The organism is Streptomyces vietnamensis (assembly GCF_000830005.1).
Lineage (GTDB): Bacteria > Actinomycetota > Actinomycetes > Streptomycetales > Streptomycetaceae > Streptomyces > Streptomyces vietnamensis.
The window spans coordinates 567,987-582,546 of the sequence record NZ_CP010407.1 but is presented as its reverse complement, the minus strand read 5'-3'; the positions used below and the strand labels follow the sequence as shown (position 1 = coordinate 582,546).

Here is a 14,560-nt window from a genome sequence, read left to right as displayed (position 1 = left end):
CCGACCAGTGCCGGCGGTCACGATGTCGGAGCAGGAACCCTCGGGATGTCGGAGCAGGAGCCCTCGGACGCGATCGCGCCGCCGGGTTCAATGTCGCCGCCGGGCGCCGGGGCGTGACGCCGTCCTTCCCGAACGCGCAGGGAGGGCGGCCCCGGCCATGGGGCCGCCCTCCCTTTTCCGGATGCTGATTACGGCTTGCGTCCGCACCACGCCACGAGGCGGTCGATGGCCGGCGCGTCCGCGTCGACGTCCACCGCGGCCCCGAACGGCGCACCGTCACGCGGCCCGGCGGGCAGCCCGCGCCTCATGGCGGCGTACGAGATCGCCACGAGTTCGGGGTCCCAGTCCGGGAACTGCCCGGTCGCGGTGGCCATGTCCCAGGTGTGCACGGTGAATTCCGAGGTCCAGACGGCCGCGGCGGCAGCACCCGGAAGGCTGCCGAACGGCAGTGTCAGTATCCGGCCCAGGACCGCGGGATCCGCCCATGCCGCCTCGACCTCACGCACCGCGGCGTCCCACGCCTCCTGCCATTCGGTGTCCGCGAGGTCGTCGGCGACCGTGGGGAGACTCGTCACGTCGCCACCGCGCCCGGCGAGGGCGATCCGGCGCAGGACGGCGACGAGGTGCCCGGCCAGCCGCCGGACGGTGAACTCGGGGCAGGGCGTGGGTCCGTCGAACTGCTCGGGCCGGACTGCGGCGACGGTACGCCCGGCCAGCGCGATCGCCTTCAGAAGGCCCTGGCGAGGGTCGGCGGTGGCATCAGGGGCGACAGTGGACCGTGGGGTGTTCTCAAACCGTGGGGTGTTCTCCATCTGTGTCATGGCTTCATCCTGGAAGCCGAATAGGTCATCTCCTGGCCGCTTTCCGGAAAAGAATGGCAGCCATGAGAGCCGATCGCCTGGTGGCAACCCTGCTGTTCCTCCAAACACGCACCCGTGTGACCGTGGCCGAGGTCGCCGCCGAACTCGAAGTGTCGCCACGGACCGCACGCCGTGACCTGGAGGCCCTGTCCACCGCGGGCATCCCCGTCTACTCGCAGCGTGGCCGTGGCGGCGGCTGGTCGCTGGTCGGCGGCGCCCGTACGGACCTCACCGGGCTGACCGCCGAGGAGATCCGGGCACTGTTCCTGCTCGCGGGCCCTTCGTCCACCACGCCCGAACTCCGCACGGCATTGCGCAAGTTGGTACGTGCGCTGCCCGCACCCCTGCGTGCGGGCGCCGAGGCCGCGTCGCGGGCCGGCCTCACCGACGGCACGAACTGGTCGCGCGCCGACGTCACGGCCACCGGGCCGCACCTCGACGCGCTCCGGCGGGCCGTGGTGGACGGGATCCAGGTGCGGCTCGGGTACGCCGGGCCCGGCAAGCCCGTCGGCGTGCGAACCGTCCATCCGCTCGGGCTCGTGACCAAGGCCGGTCACGACTACCTCGTCGCCGAGACGGAGCGGGGCTTGCGAACCTTCCGGCTCAGCCGGGTCGCCTCGGTTCAGGCAACCGGCGAACCCGTCGTACGGCCACCCGGCTTCGACCTTCCCACGGTCTGGCGTTCGTTCGCCGCGCGCCTGGAGGAGCGGCTGTACGCGGCGACGGTTCGGGCCCGGGCCGAGCCGGGTGCCATGGCGATCCTGGAGCGGCTGTTCGACGGGCGCCTGCACGTCGGTCCGATGCTCCCCGACGGGTGGACGGAGATACGGGTCGACGGGCCGACGCCGGAGGTCGTCGCGACCCAGCTGGCCGGCCTTGGGGCACGCGTCGAGGTGCTGGACCCGCCGGAGGCAAGGGAGCGGCTCGCACGTCTGGCGGTCGAGCTGGCCGGTGTGTACGGGCCGCCGGGCTCTTTCTGAGCAAAAAGCGGCTTCTGAGCAAAAAGCGGCGCGATCGGCGGGGTCTCCTCGTCCCGGGTGCGGGCCCCCTCCCGGGGCCCGCCCCCGGCCCTGCGCACCCGGTCGGCCGGGCCGGTCCGGAGCGACCGAACGCATGGGGGCCCGGGGCGGGGCGTCAGGCCGAGGGGGCCTCCGTGTCGGGGAGCGGGCGGGCCCTGACGCTGTGGGAGGGCTCCTGGTGGCCGCCCGAGGCGAGGATCCGTACCTCGTCCCGGTCGCTGATCTCGGCCCGGATGATGCCGGTGGCGTCGGTGTACACGGGATGGCCTCCGGACCCCGTGAGCTGCGTGCGCTCCACGATCACGACGTCCTGGGCCGAGCCTGTGCTGTCGGAGAACACCAGCTCGTAGCGGAGTGGGTTCATCTACCCGATTTTACGCCGATCGGGCATGCTCACCCGCTGAGGCCACCGCGTCGACCAGGGCGGCCAGGGCCGCCCCGAGGGCCTCGGCGCCCGGGCCCGCCGGACCGCCCGGCTCGCTCATGTACAGGTCGCGGCGGATCTCCACCATCAGGGCGCTCACCCGCGGATCCCGGCCGTAGTGCGCCAGCGGCACGTACGTCCCCGCGAAGGGACTGTCCGTGCCGACGCCGCCGAACCCGGCGAACGCCTCCCGCGCCGCGTCGAGCAGCGCGGGCGGCGTGTGGAAGGCGTCCGTGCCGAGGCAGACCGGCGGGCGCGGCCCTTCGCCGTGCAGCTCGTACGGCAGCCGCTCGGTCGGGTACGAGTGGACGTCGACGATCACCACCCGTCCCGCCACGGCGAGCCGCTCGGCCACGGCCTCCGTCATGGCCCGGGCGTACGGGGTGAAGTACCGGTCGAGCAGCGGCGCCGGGTCGAAACCGTCCGGCCGCAGCGGCGCGCGGTGGGTGGTACGGGTGTACACCGCACCCATCCCCACCGACAGCATCTCCTCGCGCTCGTCCGGGAAGCGCTCCGGATCGACGACGAGGCGCGAGAGCCCGTTGACGAACCGCCAGGGTGTCGTGCCGGCCGCCGCCGCGGCCACGGCGGCGATCTCCGCCGTGTGGGAGTCGGTGATGTGGTCCAGTTCGAGGGCCAGCTCCTTGTCGCCGAGCAGGATCCCCTCGCGCACGTCCGGAGGCACCTCGCGGGAGGAGTGCGGTACGTGGAGGAGGACGGGGGAGTCCGGGGCTCCGGGGAGGAGGCGGAAGGAGGGCGCGGTGTCGGTCATGAGGCGATCCTGCCTCCGACCCCGCCCGCTCCGTGGCGAAACCGCTGGTTAGAGTGGTACGAGGTCGCGCCACCGCACCAGGACCAGGCGCGAGACCGGGCCGACTGTCGACCACAGGGACCCGTACGACCGTCCTTTCCCGCCCCTGCCGTCCCTGTCCCGGAAATCGCGCATCCCATGAGCATCGACGCCGCACCGCGTCCCGACACCACCGCTTCCGCCCCGCGGGGTTCCCGCCCGCGGTGGATCGCCGGGCGCGCCCCGGCCCGCCCCGCGCCCGGCGCCGCCTTCCACAGCGTCAGCGCCGCGACCGCCGCCCTCCTCGGGCTCGTCGCCATCGGCGCCCTCATCCACGAACCGGTACTGATACCCCCGCTGGCCGCCAGCGCCGCGCTCGTGCACTGCGCCCCCGCGCTGCCCCTGGCCCAGCCCCGCAACGTGATCGTCGGCCACCTCATCGGCGCCGCCGCCGGATACGCCGTCGCGGCCGTCGCCGCGCACGGCAGCGCCTGGGCCGCCGCCCTCGCCGCCGGAGTCGCCCTGGCCCTGAACACGCTGGCCCGCACCCCGCACTCGCCGGCCTGCGCGACCGCCGTCGTCATCGTGCTCCAGGCCCCCGCGCCCGGCCGCTTCGTCCCCCTGCTGTTCGGGTCCACGGTGCTGCTCGTCCTGACCGCGTTCGCCGCCTCCCGCATCCGCCGCGCCGCACCGAGGTACCCCGCCTACTGGTGGTGAGGCCCGGAGCCTCCGCACCCCTGCGCCCCGGGGTGGCGACCGTACGCCCTCCCGCTGATCGCGTGTGCGGGCGCCTGCGGCCCGGTGCGCCCCGGTGATCCGCACCTCCGGGCGCCTTCCCCGGGGGTGATCGGGTCACCTTCCGGCCTGTTCCGGTCGGAAGTCGCCCGTGGACGCCGGACCGTCCGCAACGAGGGCGTATGACCCCCTGTATGGCCTCCTCCTTTCCGTACCTCCGGCAGGACTTCGCCGCCTCCCTCGTCGTCTTCCTCGTCGCGCTGCCCCTCTGCATCGGCGTGGCCGTCGCCTCCGGCGTCCCCGCCGAACTCGGTCTCGTCACCGGCATCGTCGGCGGCGCCGTCACCGGCCTCATGCGGGGCAGCAGCATCCAGGTCTCCGGCCCCGCCGCCGGCCTCACCGTCCTCGTCCTCGACGCCGTCCGGACGCTGGGCCCGGCCGGGCTCGGCGTCGTCGTGCTCCTCGCCGGTCTGCTCCAGGTCGCCATGGGCCTGCTGCGCTGGGGCCGTTGGTTCCGGGCCATCTCCCTCTCCGTCGTCGAGGGCATGCTCGCCGGGATCGGCCTCGTCATCGTGGCCGGCCAGCTCTACGCCGCGGCCGGACTCGACGCCCCCGCCTCCGGCCCCGCCCGGCTCGCCGGACTGCCGACCGCACTGGGGCGCGCGGTGACCGGCGGCACCACCCTCGTCCCGCTCGCCGTCGCCGCCGCCACGGTCCTCGTGATCGTCGGCTGGCGGCGCCTGCCCCGCCGGGTGCGGATCGTCCCCGGCGCGCTCGTCGCCGTCCTCCTCGCGGCGCTCGCGACCGCCCTGCTCGACCTGCCGGTGGCGACCGTACGGGTGGGCGGGGTACTGGACGCCGTACGGCTGCCGGGGCCCGACGGGCTCTCCGCCCTGACCGACCTGGCCCTGCTCGGCACCGTCCTCGCCTTCGCGCTGATCGCCTCCGCGGAGTCCCTGTTCAGCGCGGCGGCCGTGGACCGGCTGCACGACGGGCCGCCCACCGACTACGACCGGGAACTGCTCGCCCAGGGATGCGGCAACGCGCTCTGCGGACTGCTCGGGGCCCTGCCCATGACCGCCGTGATCGTCCGCAGCTCCGCCAACGTCCAGGCGGGCGGCAGGACCAAGGCCTCCCGCGTGCTCCACGGCCTGTGGCTGCTGCTCTTCGCCGCCCTGCTGCCCGGCACCCTGGAGTACGTGCCGCTCGCGGCCCTCGCCGGGATCCTCGTCCACGCGGGCTGGAAGCTGATCCCCTTCCGCGGCCTCGTCACCCTGTGGCGCGGCCACCGCGGCGAAGCGCTGGTCCTCGTGGTGACGGCCCTGGCGATCGTCACCGTGAACATGCTCGAAGGCGTCCTCCTCGGGCTCGTCGTCTCCGTCGCCAAAGCGGCCTGGGACGCCTCCCACCTCCGCGTCGACCACACCGACGAGGGGGAGGGGCCGGTGCGCGTCGGCCTGTCGGGCACCGTGACCTTCCTGCGGCTGCCGAAGATCCTCGACACCCTCGAATCCCTGCCGCGCGACCGCCCCGTCGTCCTGGACCTCTCGGGGCTCCACCACCTCGACCACGCGTGCCGGGCCGCGCTCGACTCCTGGGCCGACCGCCACCGCACGGCCGGCGGCCCCGCCTCCGTCCACCTGCACGGGCCGCCGGAGCGGCACGTCTGAGGGGCCGGACCACCGCGGTACGGCTCAGCGGTCGACGGCCACCGCCGCGTGCACGGTCTTGCCGTCCGGCCGCGTGTCCACCGTCACCTCGCGGCACAGGCGCAGCACGATCGGCCAGCCGAAGCCGCCGGGCCGCAGCTCCTCGCGGAGCTCGTGGCGCGGCGGCTCCCCGCTGGAATCGGCCACGGAGACGGTGACCCGGTCGCGGCCGACGGCGACCCCGAAGGAGGTGACCCCGCCCCCGTGCCGGTGGGCGTTCGTGACCAGTTCCGAGGTGACGAGCAGCAGGTCGTCGACCTGGGAGGGCCGCAGGGGGCCGAGGGCCGTGAGCGTGTGGCGGACCAGCTGCCGGGCCTGCGCCGGAGTGAGGAGCGGGGACGTTCCGGTGCTCCCGGCAGTGGGGACGCGGGGCCGGGGTTCGCTCCGGCTGTTCATCGCGGGTCCCTTTCTTCCCGATGTGTCAGAGGGTGACGGGTTACGCCTGCCCACCCAGGCCCGGGTGATGCCTCGGACACGGCGCGCACCGGTGAGGAGTGCCCCCGGGCGGAGCGGGTACGCGAACCGGGACCGCCGAACGGACAGAGAGCAGGAGGAGGTCGTCCCCGTGCGGATCGAGGTGGCCAAGGCGACGGAGACGTACGTGACGAGCGGTACGGGGGAGGGTCTGCCCGATATCGAGGCCCCCCACGAGGTCGCGCCCCGGGACGCGCGTGCCCTGTCACGGGTGTTCCTCCGCGAACTCGCGGCACGGGAGGAGGGGACGGCGGGACACCAGTACGTCCGGAACACCCTGATCGAGATGAACATGACGCTCGTGCGGTACGCGGCCGGCCGCTTCCGCGGGCGGGCCGAGGAGATGGAGGACATCGTCCAGGTCGGCATGATCGGCCTCATCAAGGCGATCGACCGCTTCGACCTGTCCCGCGAGGTGGAGTTCACCACCTTCGCGGTGCCGTACATCGTGGGCGAGATCAAGCGGTTCTTCCGCGACACCTCCTGGGCGGTGCACGTCCCGCGCCGGCTCCAGGAGGCGCGCGTGGAGCTGGCGAAGGCGACCGACGAACTGAGCTCGCGGCTCGGCCGCGCGCCCCGGGTCGCGGAACTGGCGCCCGTCATGGACCTGTCCGAGGACCAGGTGGTCGAGGCCCAGCTGGCCGCGAACGGCTACCACTCGACGTCCCTGGACGCCGCGATCGGCAGTGGTGACGACGAGACGGACGACGCGGCCCTGGCCGACCTCATCGGCGATGAGGACCCGGCGCTCGCGCTCTTCGAGGACTTCCACACCCTCGCCCCGCTCGTGGGGGCCCTCGACGAGCGCGACCGGCTGCTGCTGCACCTGCGCTTCGTCGAGGAGCTGACCCAGACGCAGATAGGCGAGCGGATCGGCGTGTCCCAGATGCACGTCTCGCGGCTCCTGGCCCGGAGCCTGAACCGGTTGCGGGAGGGGATGGTCGGGACGGAGGCCGACGGCTGACCCGGCCCGGTTCTCACCGGACCGGGCCCGGCTCACCGGACCGAGCCGAGGAACGCGCGCGTGCGTTCGTGCGTGGGCGACTCCAGGAGCTCGTCCGCCGGGCCCGACTCCACGATCCGGCCCCGGTCGAACATCAGGATCCGGTCGGAGACGTCCCGCGCGAAGCCCATCTCGTGCGTCACGCACAGCAGGGTGATGTCGGTGGAGCGGGCGATGTCCCGCAGCACGTCGAGCACCTCCGCCACCAGCTCCGGGTCGAGCGCGGACGTCACCTCGTCGAGGAGCAGGATCTCGGGCCGCATCGCGAGGGCGCGGGCGATGGCCACGCGCTGCTGCTGGCCGCCGGAGAGCCGGGTCGGCCGCGCGTCGGCCCGGTCGCCGAGCCCGACCAGGTCGAGCAGGTCCCGCGCCCTGCGGCCCGCGTCCTCCCGGCTCTCGCCGAGCACGTGGACGGGCGCCTCGACGACGTTCTCCAGGACGCTCATGTGCGGGAAGAGGTTGAACTGCTGGAAGACCATGCCGATCCGGCGCCGGTGCGTCGCCAGATGCCGCTCGCTCGCCGGCACCAGCTTTCCGCCCGGGCCTCCCGGCATGTGGGAGAAGGGCCGGCCGTCGACGTGGATGACGCCGTCGGTGACCCGTTCGAGCGTCATGAGCAGCCGCAGGATGGTGGTCTTCCCCGAGCCGCTCGGGCCGATCAGCGTCACGCGCTCCCCGCGCCCGACCTCCAGGTCGAGGCCGTCGAGCACGGTGCGGTCTCCGTACCGCTTGGTGACCCGCTCGAAGCGGACCGCGGGGTCCTCCCGGTCCTCATACGGCAAGGCGTGCCTCCAGTCGTCGTACGAGCACGGACGTCGGCCAGCTCGCGAGCAGGAACACCGCGGCGGCCAGGGTGAAGCTCTCCAGATAGGCGAAGTGGGTACTGCCGAAGGTGTTCGCCTCGTGGACCATCTCGTGCACGGTGATCACCGAGAGCAGGGGCGTCTCCTTGAACATGGACACCGCGTAGTTCCCGAGCGGCGGCAGCACGTTCCGTACGGCCTGCGGCAGCACCACCGCCCGCCACACCCGCCGGCGCGGCAGCGAAAGCGCCGTGCACGCCTCCCACTGCCCCTTCGGCACGGCGTCGATGCCCGTCCGGTACACCTCCGAGAGGTACGTGGCGTAGTGCGTGCCCAGCACCAGGACGCCGAGCACCGGCGCGTCGAGGGCGGGCACCAGGACCCAGGCCGCGAACAGCTGCACCAGGAGCGGCGTCGTACGGACGAACGCGGCCGCCCCGCGCACCGGAAGCGCCAGCCACCCGGGGCCCGCCCGCTGCACGAGGGCGAGGACGAGCCCGAGGAGCATGGCGACGGCGAACGCCGGCACGGTGGCCAGGACGGTGACGCCGAACCCCTCCAGTACGGCGGGCAGCGCGGCCCGGGCCGCCTCCCCGTCCCACATCAGGCACCGCCTTCCTGCCCGAGCCGGGCCTTCGCCGCCCGCTCCAGCGCGTTCATGAGGAGGCTCAGCACGACGGCCATGCCGAAGTAGAGCCCGAGGAGCAGCAGGTACGAGGCGGCCGTCGCGCCCGTCGACGAGCGCAGCTGGTCGATCTGGAAGGTGAGGTCGGGGACCGTGACCAGGGAGAGCAGCGGTGTCGCCTTCAGGAGCTGCACGAGCAGGTTCTTGAACGGCGCCACCATCAGGGCGTGCGCCTGCGGCAGGACGACCCGTCGCAGCCGCAGCCCCGCCCCCATGCCGAGCGCGATCCCCGCCTCGGTCTGGGCCCGGGGGACCGCCGCCACCGCGCCCCGCACCACCTCGGCGCCGTACGCCCCGTAGTTGAGGCCGAGGGCGAGGACCGCGCAGGCCAGCGGTTCGAGCCGGAAGCCGACCATCGGCAGCGCGAAGAACAGCCAGAACAGCTGCACGTACAGCGAGGTCCCCCGGAAGAACTCCACGACGAGGCGCGCACCGCCCCGCACCGGCAGCCGCGCCGACCGGGAGAGCAGCCCGAGGACGTACGCGAGGACCAGGGCGAGCGCGGCGCCGAGCACCGTGGCCTCCACCGTGACGAGGAGCCCCTCGGCGAGCCGGGGCAGCGCACGCCGCAGCTCGGGCAGGAACCCGGCCGCGACGGGCAGGGAGCCGGACCCGAGGGACAGCGAGCCGGCCCCGGCGGGCAGGGCGTCGGCCGCGACGGGCAGGGCGTCAGCCACTCCCGCCGCCCCTCATCCTGCGCACAGGTCGGCGGTCCGCAGCGAGCGGGGCGGGACCTCGCGGGCGGTGAAGCCGTACTTCCCGACGAGCCCGACGAACCGCTCGGGGGAGCCGGTGATCTTCAGGAGCTCCCGGTCGAAGGCGTCCCGCAGCCCGCCCGCCCCGGGCCGGAACACGGCCCCGCCCGCGCCGAGCTGCCGTACCCCGCCGACCACCGGGACGAACGCCTCGCCCACCTCCACCGGCGCGCCCGCGTTCGTCCGGGCGAGCCAGCGCAGGGAGACCGCGGTCAGCGCGAAGGCGTCGATCCGGCCGGCGAGCAGGGCGTCGAGCCCGTCCTGCTGCTTGGCGAGCGTCTTCACCGACCCCTCCGGAACCCCCGCCGCCTTCGCGTAGGAAGCCTCCACGGCCGCGGTCAGCACCCCGACGGTGGCGCCGTTCGCCGCGCAGGACTCCAGGTCGCTCACCCCCTTCGGGTTGCCCTTGCGGACCATGAGCGCGGTGGGGGAGACGAACTCCGGCTCGGAGAAGACCACCTTGGCGCAGCGCTCCGGCGTGATCGACATGCCCGCGCTCACGACGTCGAAGCGGCCGGCGAGCAGTCCGGGGATCAGCGCGCCGAACTCCGTGAGCGTCGGGCGCAGTTCGCGCACGCCGAGCGCCGTGAATATCTCGCGGTGCAGCGTCGGGGCCTCGCCGGCGAGTTCGCCGCCGTCCTGGAAGCCGTACGGCGCCTCACCGGCGAAGCCGACCCGCACGAAGCCCTGTTCCCGCAGGCGCGCGAGGAGCTTCCCGTCGTCGCCGGGTGCTCCCGTCCCGGCCTGGGTGCGGGTGCACGCGGTCAGGGCGAGACCGCCGAGGAGGGCCGCTCCGGTGAGGAAGTCACGGCGGCCGAGCGTCATGAGTGCTCCCCCGGGCGCGCGGCGATGAAGGAGGGGCGCCGGACCGGGGCGGCGAAGGGGGCCTCGGGCACGTTCTCGACGCTGTTGAAGACGAGGAACACATTGCTCCGGGGGTACGGGGTGATGTTGTCGCCCGAACCGTGCAGGGCGTTGCAGTCGAACCAGGTGGCCGATCCCGCCGGGCCCGTGAAGTGCCGGATGCCGCAGGCGTCGGCGAAGGTGGTGAGCGCCTCGTGGGACGGGGTCCCGGCGTCCTGCATCCGCAGCGACTGCTTGTAGTTGTCCTCGGGCGTCTCGCCCGCGCAGCCCAGGAAGGTGCGGTGCGAGCCCGGCATGATCATCAGGCTGCCGTTGGTGGTGTGGTTCGGGGTGAGCGCGATCGAGACCGAGACGGTCCGCATCCGGGGCAGGCCGTCCTCGGCGTGCCAGGTCTCGAAGTCGGAGTGCCAGTAGAAGCCGCTGGCGCCGAAGCCGGGCTTGACGTTGACCCGCGACTGGTGGACGTAGACGTCTGAGCCGAGGATCTGGCGGGCCCGTCCCACGATCCGCGGGTCCTCGGCGAGGCGGCGGAAGACCTCGCTGATCCGGTGCACCTCGAAGACGGAGCGGATCTCCTGGGAGCGGGGCTCGACGACGGCCCGCTCGTCCGCCCGTACGGCGGGGTGGGGGGGGAGCCGGTCCAGCTCGGCGCGGAGCTCGTCGACCTCGTCCGGGGTGACGATCTCGTCCACCGTGACGAAGCCGTCGCGGTCGTACTCCTCCAGTTCCCTGGCCCAGAAGGGGCCTGGCGTACCGGGCTCGGACCACACGACGGGGTCCTTGCGGCCGATGAGCTCCTCCCGGGAGCCGCGGGTGGGGTAGAGGTCGACGGGACGGGTGGGTGCGGAGGCCATGGGGCGGGGTGCCTTCCTTTCGCGTACGGAATCAGGTGGGTGTCAGGCCTGGCCGGGCTCGGATTCGGGTTCCGTGAGGAGCGGGTAGACGCCGTTCTCGTCGTGGTCCTCGCGCCCGGTGACGGGCGGGTTGAAGACGCACAGGCAGCGGAAGTCCCGCTTGACCTCGAGGGTGTGGCGCTCGTGCCCGTCGAGCAGGTACATCGTTCCGGGCAGGATCGTGTACGTACGACCCGTCTCGTGGTCGGTGAGCTCGGCCTCTCCGGCGGTGCAGACGACGGCCTCGACGTGGTGGGCGTACCACATGGAGGTCTCGGTGCCGGCGTAGAGCACGGTCTCGTGGAGGGAGAAGCCGACCCGTTCGCGGGCGAGGACGATGCGCTTGCTCTCCCAGGTCCCGGACGCGGCCCGGACGTGCCGCTCGGTGTTCTCCAGCTCGTCGAAGGTACGGACGATCATGGCGATGGCCTTTCGGGTGGTTCTGTCGGTGCGGTCTCAGGCGGAGTGGCGTACGGAGCGGGCCAGCATGCCGAGGCCCTCGTCGAGTTCGTCGTCCGTCGCGGTCAGCGGTGGCAGCAGCTTGACCACCTCGCCCCGCGGCCCCGAGGTCTCCAGGAGCAGGCCGATCTCGAAGGCCCGCCGGCACACGGCCGCGGCGCGCTCCCCGTCGGCGAACTCCAGGCCCCACACGAGGCCGCGCCCGCGCACGGCCAGGCCCGAGCGGCCGTCGTCGCCGCACAGGTCGAGGAGGGCGCGCTCGACCCGGCCGGCCCGGCCCAGGGTGCGTTCGCGCAGGGTGCCGTCGCGCCAGTACGCGTCGAGGGCGGCCGTGGCGGTGACGAAGGCCGGGTTGTTGCCGCGGAAGGTGCCGTTGTGCTCGCCGGGCTCCCACAGGTCGAGCTCCGGCCGGAAGAGGCAGAGGGACATGGGCAGGCCGTAGCCGCTGATGGACTTGGACAGGGTGACGATGTCGGGCGTGATGCCCGCCTCCTCGAAGGAGAAGAACTCGCCGGTGCGTCCGCAGCCCATCTGGATGTCGTCGACGATGAGGAGCATCTCGTGCCGGCGGCAGAGCTCCGCGAGCGCGCGCAGCCACTCGGCCCGTGCGACGTTGATGCCGCCCTCGCCCTGGACGGTCTCGACGATCACGGCCGCCGGGTGGTCGAGGCCGGAGCCGGCGTCGTCCAGGAGCCGTTCGAACCAGAGGAAGTCGGTGACCTGCCCGTCGAGGTAGTCGTCGAAGGGCATCCGGGCGGCGTGGTGCAGCGGGACGCCGGCTCCGGCGCGCTTGGCGGCGTTGCCGGTGACGGCCAGCGAGCCGAGCGACATGCCGTGGAAGGCGTTGGTGAAGGAGACGACCGTCTGGCGCCCTGTGACCTTGCGGGCGAGTTTGAGGGCGGCCTCCACGGCGTTGGTGCCGGTGGGACCGGGGAACATCACCTTGTAGGGCAGGGCGCGGGGTTCGAGGACCGTCGCGCGGAAGGTCTCGAGGAAGGTGCGTTTGGCAGTCGTCGACATGTCGAGGCCGTGGGTGATGCCGTCGTCGGCGAGGTAGTCGAGGAGGGCGCGCTTGAGCACCGGGTTGTTGTGGCCGTAGTTGAGCGAGCCCGCCCCGGCGAAGAAGTCCAGGTACGGACGGCCGTCCTCGTCGTACAGTCGGCTCCCACTGGCGCGTTCGAAGACGACGGGCCAGGCGCGGCAGTAGCTGCGGACCTCGGATTCGACGGTCTCGAAGACGGAGGGGGCGGCGATGTCGGTCAGGGTCACGAAGTCTCTTCTCCAGGGTGTGGTGCGGGGGAGTGGCGCGGAGTCGGCTCAGGACGCCGCGGGGGCGAAGGGACCGATGCGGTACAGCACTTCGGCGTCGTGTCCCGCGGAGGGGAAGGAGGCGGACGGGAACAGGACCTCGTGGGTCAGGTCGGCGCCGTGCCTGCGGGCGAAGGACCGGAAGAGCCGGTCGGACGCCAGGTTCCCCGGTGTGACGGTCGCCTCCACCCGGTCGAGTCCGTGCTCGGCCGCCACCCGGGCGGCCAGAGCGTCGAGCAGGGTCCCGGCTACCCCGGTTCCTCGGTGCGAACCCTCCACGGCGACCTGCCAGACGAAGAGCGTCCCGGGCGCGTCGGGCCGCAGGTATCCGGTGACGAAGCCCACCGGCCGTCCGGAGGCGTCACGGGCGACGGCGGTCGTGCCGGCGAAGTCACGGCACCACAGCAGATAGCTGTACGGCGAGTTGAGGTCGAGTTCGCCCGAGCCGCGGGCGATCCGCCAGAGTGCGGCGCCGTCCGCGATCTCGGCCGGGCCGACGGAGACGCCGCCGACCAGGGATGTCAGGGGGGCAGTGGTCATGGGCGCCGAAGCTACCGAGCGGACCGCGGAACTTCCTGGGGCGGAGGCCTTGTTCGGGGTGGTGGGGACGTGATAGGTGCGTCGGCGGTGTCCGTGCCGGGAATCTCCTCCCGTGCGCACGGCAGACGCGGACGAATCGGTACAGAATCCCCGTTTATAACGGGTGGATAACGCCTCTGGGTTACCACAGGTGTTATCTCAAGAACGTGAGAAAATCCGGGATTTCGCGTTTGAAGGCCCCGGAAGCGGGGAGCCGGGCCGGGTAAGGCGAACCCGGCCCGGCTCCGTCACTTCTCGCGTGGTGCTCGGACTACCAGATCGCCTCGATCCACTCGGGGTGGTCGATGAACGGGTTCCGGTTGTGCTGGTACGTGTTGTAGATGACGTCGTTGCGGCGCTCCTCGAAGGCGCTCGGCGGATCCTGCTGGTTCCACTGCTTCAGGATCGAGAGGCGGCCGTGGAAGGGGACGCTGCCGTTGGTGGAGGACTCGTTGGGCTCCAGGTCGGGCCAGCCGTCGTCACCCTCGTACCGGACGGCCATGTACAGGATCATGCGGGCGACGTCGCCCTTGTCCGCGTCGCGCGGCTCGAAGGAGTCGCTGTCCGTGTAGGCGCCCGGCGCGCCGCTGACCGGGCTGCCGCCGTTGTCCCAGTCCTTGTTGCCGCGGGTGCTGTTGACCTGCACGTCGCAGGCGCGCAGGTGGTGCAGATCGGTGCCCGGGCCGGCCGAGGTGCCGAAGTTGCCGTGGGACTGGGCCCAGGTGTGCTCGCGGTTCCAGTCGCCCACGGAGCCGCCGTTGAGCGACTTGCTGCGCGAGACGCCGCTGTAGAGCAGGATCACGTTGTTGGTGTTGTTCGGGTCCTGGTCGGTGACCTTCAGCGCGTTCCAGACCGCGTCGTACGAGATCTTGCTCTGGCTGCTGATGATGGTGTGCAGCGAGGACTTGAGGCTAGTCCCGGTCTTGCCGATCGCGTCCTTGTAGTACGTGGTGTCGTACGCGGTCGTCGTGGCGCTCGCGGGAGTCGCGGCGACCGTGGGGAGCGTGACGCCGACGAGGGTGGCGGCGACGGCCGCCGCCCACACCTTCCATCTGCCGGTCCGCACAACGGACATGGGGGGCCCTTTCCCGGGGACGGCACGCGCGGGACGGCGGCCGGCGACTCAACCGATCCGCTGTCTACGCGTGTTGACTACGTGTCATCGGGAGGGTGGCACACGTCAGGTACCTGTCATGTAAC

The 14,560-nt window shown here is 72.7% G+C and carries 17 protein-coding genes; 4 read left to right on the top strand and 13 right to left on the bottom strand.

Going from position 1 to position 14,560, the window contains the following annotated elements:
- Positions 1-188: 188 nt before the first annotated feature.
- Complete coding sequence (locus SVTN_RS02600; RefSeq protein WP_245727423.1) at positions 189-821, bottom strand: TIGR03086 family metal-binding protein; 633 nt, start codon at positions 819-821, stop codon at positions 189-191.
- A 62-nt stretch (positions 822-883) separates the two neighbouring features.
- Between SVTN_RS02600 and SVTN_RS02595 the strand changes: the two genes are divergently transcribed.
- Positions 884-1,840: a helix-turn-helix transcriptional regulator gene (locus tag SVTN_RS02595; protein ID WP_041127615.1), complete on the top strand. Its 957-nt coding sequence runs from the start codon at positions 884-886 to the stop codon at positions 1,838-1,840.
- 154 nt (positions 1,841-1,994) lie between these two features.
- On the opposite strand, the gene SVTN_RS02590 is transcribed toward SVTN_RS02595, so the two are convergent.
- Positions 1,995-2,243, bottom strand: coding sequence for a DUF6296 family protein (locus SVTN_RS02590; RefSeq protein WP_041127614.1), 249 nt, complete (start codon positions 2,241-2,243; stop codon positions 1,995-1,997).
- A gap of 10 nt (positions 2,244-2,253) precedes the next feature.
- Positions 2,254-3,075 (bottom strand): N-formylglutamate amidohydrolase, encoded by an 822-nt coding sequence (locus tag SVTN_RS02585; RefSeq protein WP_041127613.1) that lies wholly within the window; start codon positions 3,073-3,075, stop codon positions 2,254-2,256.
- Positions 3,076-3,252: 177 nt separating this feature from the next.
- On the opposite strand from SVTN_RS02585, the gene SVTN_RS02580 reads away from it, so the two are divergent.
- A complete protein-coding gene (locus SVTN_RS02580) occupies positions 3,253-3,810 on the top strand; it encodes an HPP family protein (protein WP_041127612.1) in 558 nt (185 codons plus the stop codon).
- 212 nt (positions 3,811-4,022) lie between these two features.
- Positions 4,023-5,498 carry a SulP family inorganic anion transporter gene (locus tag SVTN_RS02575; RefSeq protein WP_041127611.1) on the top strand — a complete coding sequence of 492 codons (1,476 nt, stop codon included), beginning with the start codon at positions 4,023-4,025 and terminating at the stop codon, positions 5,496-5,498.
- Positions 5,499-5,522: 24 nt separating this feature from the next.
- On the opposite strand, the gene SVTN_RS02570 is transcribed toward SVTN_RS02575, so the two are convergent.
- Positions 5,523-5,933 carry an ATP-binding protein gene (locus SVTN_RS02570; protein WP_063782234.1) on the bottom strand — a complete coding sequence of 137 codons (411 nt, stop codon included), beginning with the start codon at positions 5,931-5,933 and terminating at the stop codon, positions 5,523-5,525.
- Positions 5,934-6,102: 169 nt separating this feature from the next.
- Between SVTN_RS02570 and SVTN_RS02565 the strand changes: the two genes are divergently transcribed.
- Positions 6,103-6,975 (top strand): RNA polymerase sigma factor SigF, encoded by an 873-nt coding sequence (locus SVTN_RS02565; RefSeq protein ID WP_052498880.1) that lies wholly within the window; start codon positions 6,103-6,105, stop codon positions 6,973-6,975.
- A 32-nt stretch (positions 6,976-7,007) separates the two neighbouring features.
- Here SVTN_RS02565 and ehuA read toward each other — a convergent pair whose 3' ends face one another.
- The 9 genes from ehuA to SVTN_RS02520 form a co-directional block, all read right to left on the bottom strand.
- Positions 7,008-7,796 (bottom strand): ectoine/hydroxyectoine ABC transporter ATP-binding protein EhuA, encoded by a 789-nt coding sequence (ehuA, locus tag SVTN_RS02560; RefSeq protein ID WP_041127610.1) that lies wholly within the window; start codon positions 7,794-7,796, stop codon positions 7,008-7,010.
- Positions 7,786-8,421 (bottom strand): ectoine/hydroxyectoine ABC transporter permease subunit EhuD, encoded by a 636-nt coding sequence (gene ehuD, locus SVTN_RS02555; RefSeq protein WP_041127609.1) that lies wholly within the window; start codon positions 8,419-8,421, stop codon positions 7,786-7,788. The genes ehuA and ehuD overlap by 11 nt, the downstream gene beginning before the upstream one ends.
- Positions 8,421-9,104 carry an ectoine/hydroxyectoine ABC transporter permease subunit EhuC gene (gene ehuC / locus SVTN_RS02550; protein WP_425429040.1) on the bottom strand — a complete coding sequence of 228 codons (684 nt, stop codon included), beginning with the start codon at positions 9,102-9,104 and terminating at the stop codon, positions 8,421-8,423. Before ehuC ends, ehuD begins: the two co-directional genes overlap by 1 nt.
- An 87-nt stretch (positions 9,105-9,191) precedes the next feature.
- Positions 9,192-10,082 (bottom strand): ectoine/hydroxyectoine ABC transporter substrate-binding protein EhuB, encoded by an 891-nt coding sequence (gene ehuB / locus SVTN_RS02545; protein ID WP_041127608.1) that lies wholly within the window; start codon positions 10,080-10,082, stop codon positions 9,192-9,194.
- Positions 10,079-10,975, bottom strand: coding sequence for an ectoine hydroxylase (gene thpD / locus SVTN_RS02540; RefSeq protein ID WP_041127607.1), 897 nt, complete (start codon positions 10,973-10,975; stop codon positions 10,079-10,081). Before thpD ends, ehuB begins: the two co-directional genes overlap by 4 nt.
- Positions 10,976-11,017: 42 nt before the next feature.
- Entirely contained in the window at positions 11,018-11,434 is a 417-nt protein-coding gene (locus SVTN_RS02535) for an ectoine synthase (RefSeq protein ID WP_041127606.1), read from the bottom strand.
- A 36-nt stretch (positions 11,435-11,470) separates the two neighbouring features.
- The gene (ectB, locus tag SVTN_RS02530) at positions 11,471-12,736 is read right to left on the bottom strand and encodes a diaminobutyrate--2-oxoglutarate transaminase (RefSeq protein WP_425429039.1); all 1,266 of its coding nucleotides are present in this window, start codon (positions 12,734-12,736) and stop codon (positions 11,471-11,473) included.
- A 54-nt stretch (positions 12,737-12,790) separates the two neighbouring features.
- Positions 12,791-13,321, bottom strand: coding sequence for a diaminobutyrate acetyltransferase (gene ectA / locus SVTN_RS02525; RefSeq protein WP_041127604.1), 531 nt, complete (start codon positions 13,319-13,321; stop codon positions 12,791-12,793).
- Positions 13,322-13,631: 310 nt separating this feature from the next.
- On the bottom strand, positions 13,632-14,435 hold the full coding sequence (locus SVTN_RS02520; protein WP_052498878.1) for an endonuclease I family protein: 804 nt from the start codon (positions 14,433-14,435) through the stop codon (positions 13,632-13,634).
- Positions 14,436-14,560: the final 125 nt, after the last annotated feature.

Coding starts and splice junctions, on each gene's coding strand:
- thpD (WP_041127607.1), bottom strand. CDS start 10,975: ATGGCCTCCGCACCCACCCGTCCCGTCGACCTCTACCCCACCCGCGGC.
- SVTN_RS02535 (WP_041127606.1), bottom strand. CDS start 11,434: ATGATCGTCCGTACCTTCGACGAGCTGGAGAACACCGAGCGGCACGTC.
- ehuB (WP_041127608.1), bottom strand. CDS start 10,082: ATGACGCTCGGCCGCCGTGACTTCCTCACCGGAGCGGCCCTCCTCGGC.
- SVTN_RS02580 (WP_041127612.1), top strand. CDS start 3,253: ATGAGCATCGACGCCGCACCGCGTCCCGACACCACCGCTTCCGCCCCG.
- SVTN_RS02595 (WP_041127615.1), top strand. CDS start 884: ATGAGAGCCGATCGCCTGGTGGCAACCCTGCTGTTCCTCCAAACACGC.
- SVTN_RS02590 (WP_041127614.1), bottom strand. CDS start 2,243: ATGAACCCACTCCGCTACGAGCTGGTGTTCTCCGACAGCACAGGCTCG.
- SVTN_RS02570 (WP_063782234.1), bottom strand. CDS start 5,933: ATGAACAGCCGGAGCGAACCCCGGCCCCGCGTCCCCACTGCCGGGAGC.
- SVTN_RS02600 (WP_245727423.1), bottom strand. CDS start 821: ATGACACAGATGGAGAACACCCCACGGTTTGAGAACACCCCACGGTCC.
- ectA (WP_041127604.1), bottom strand. CDS start 13,321: ATGACCACTGCCCCCCTGACATCCCTGGTCGGCGGCGTCTCCGTCGGC.
- ehuD (WP_041127609.1), bottom strand. CDS start 8,421: ATGTGGGACGGGGAGGCGGCCCGGGCCGCGCTGCCCGCCGTACTGGAG.
- SVTN_RS02520 (WP_052498878.1), bottom strand. CDS start 14,435: ATGTCCGTTGTGCGGACCGGCAGATGGAAGGTGTGGGCGGCGGCCGTC.
- SVTN_RS02575 (WP_041127611.1), top strand. CDS start 4,023: ATGGCCTCCTCCTTTCCGTACCTCCGGCAGGACTTCGCCGCCTCCCTC.
- SVTN_RS02585 (WP_041127613.1), bottom strand. CDS start 3,075: ATGACCGACACCGCGCCCTCCTTCCGCCTCCTCCCCGGAGCCCCGGAC.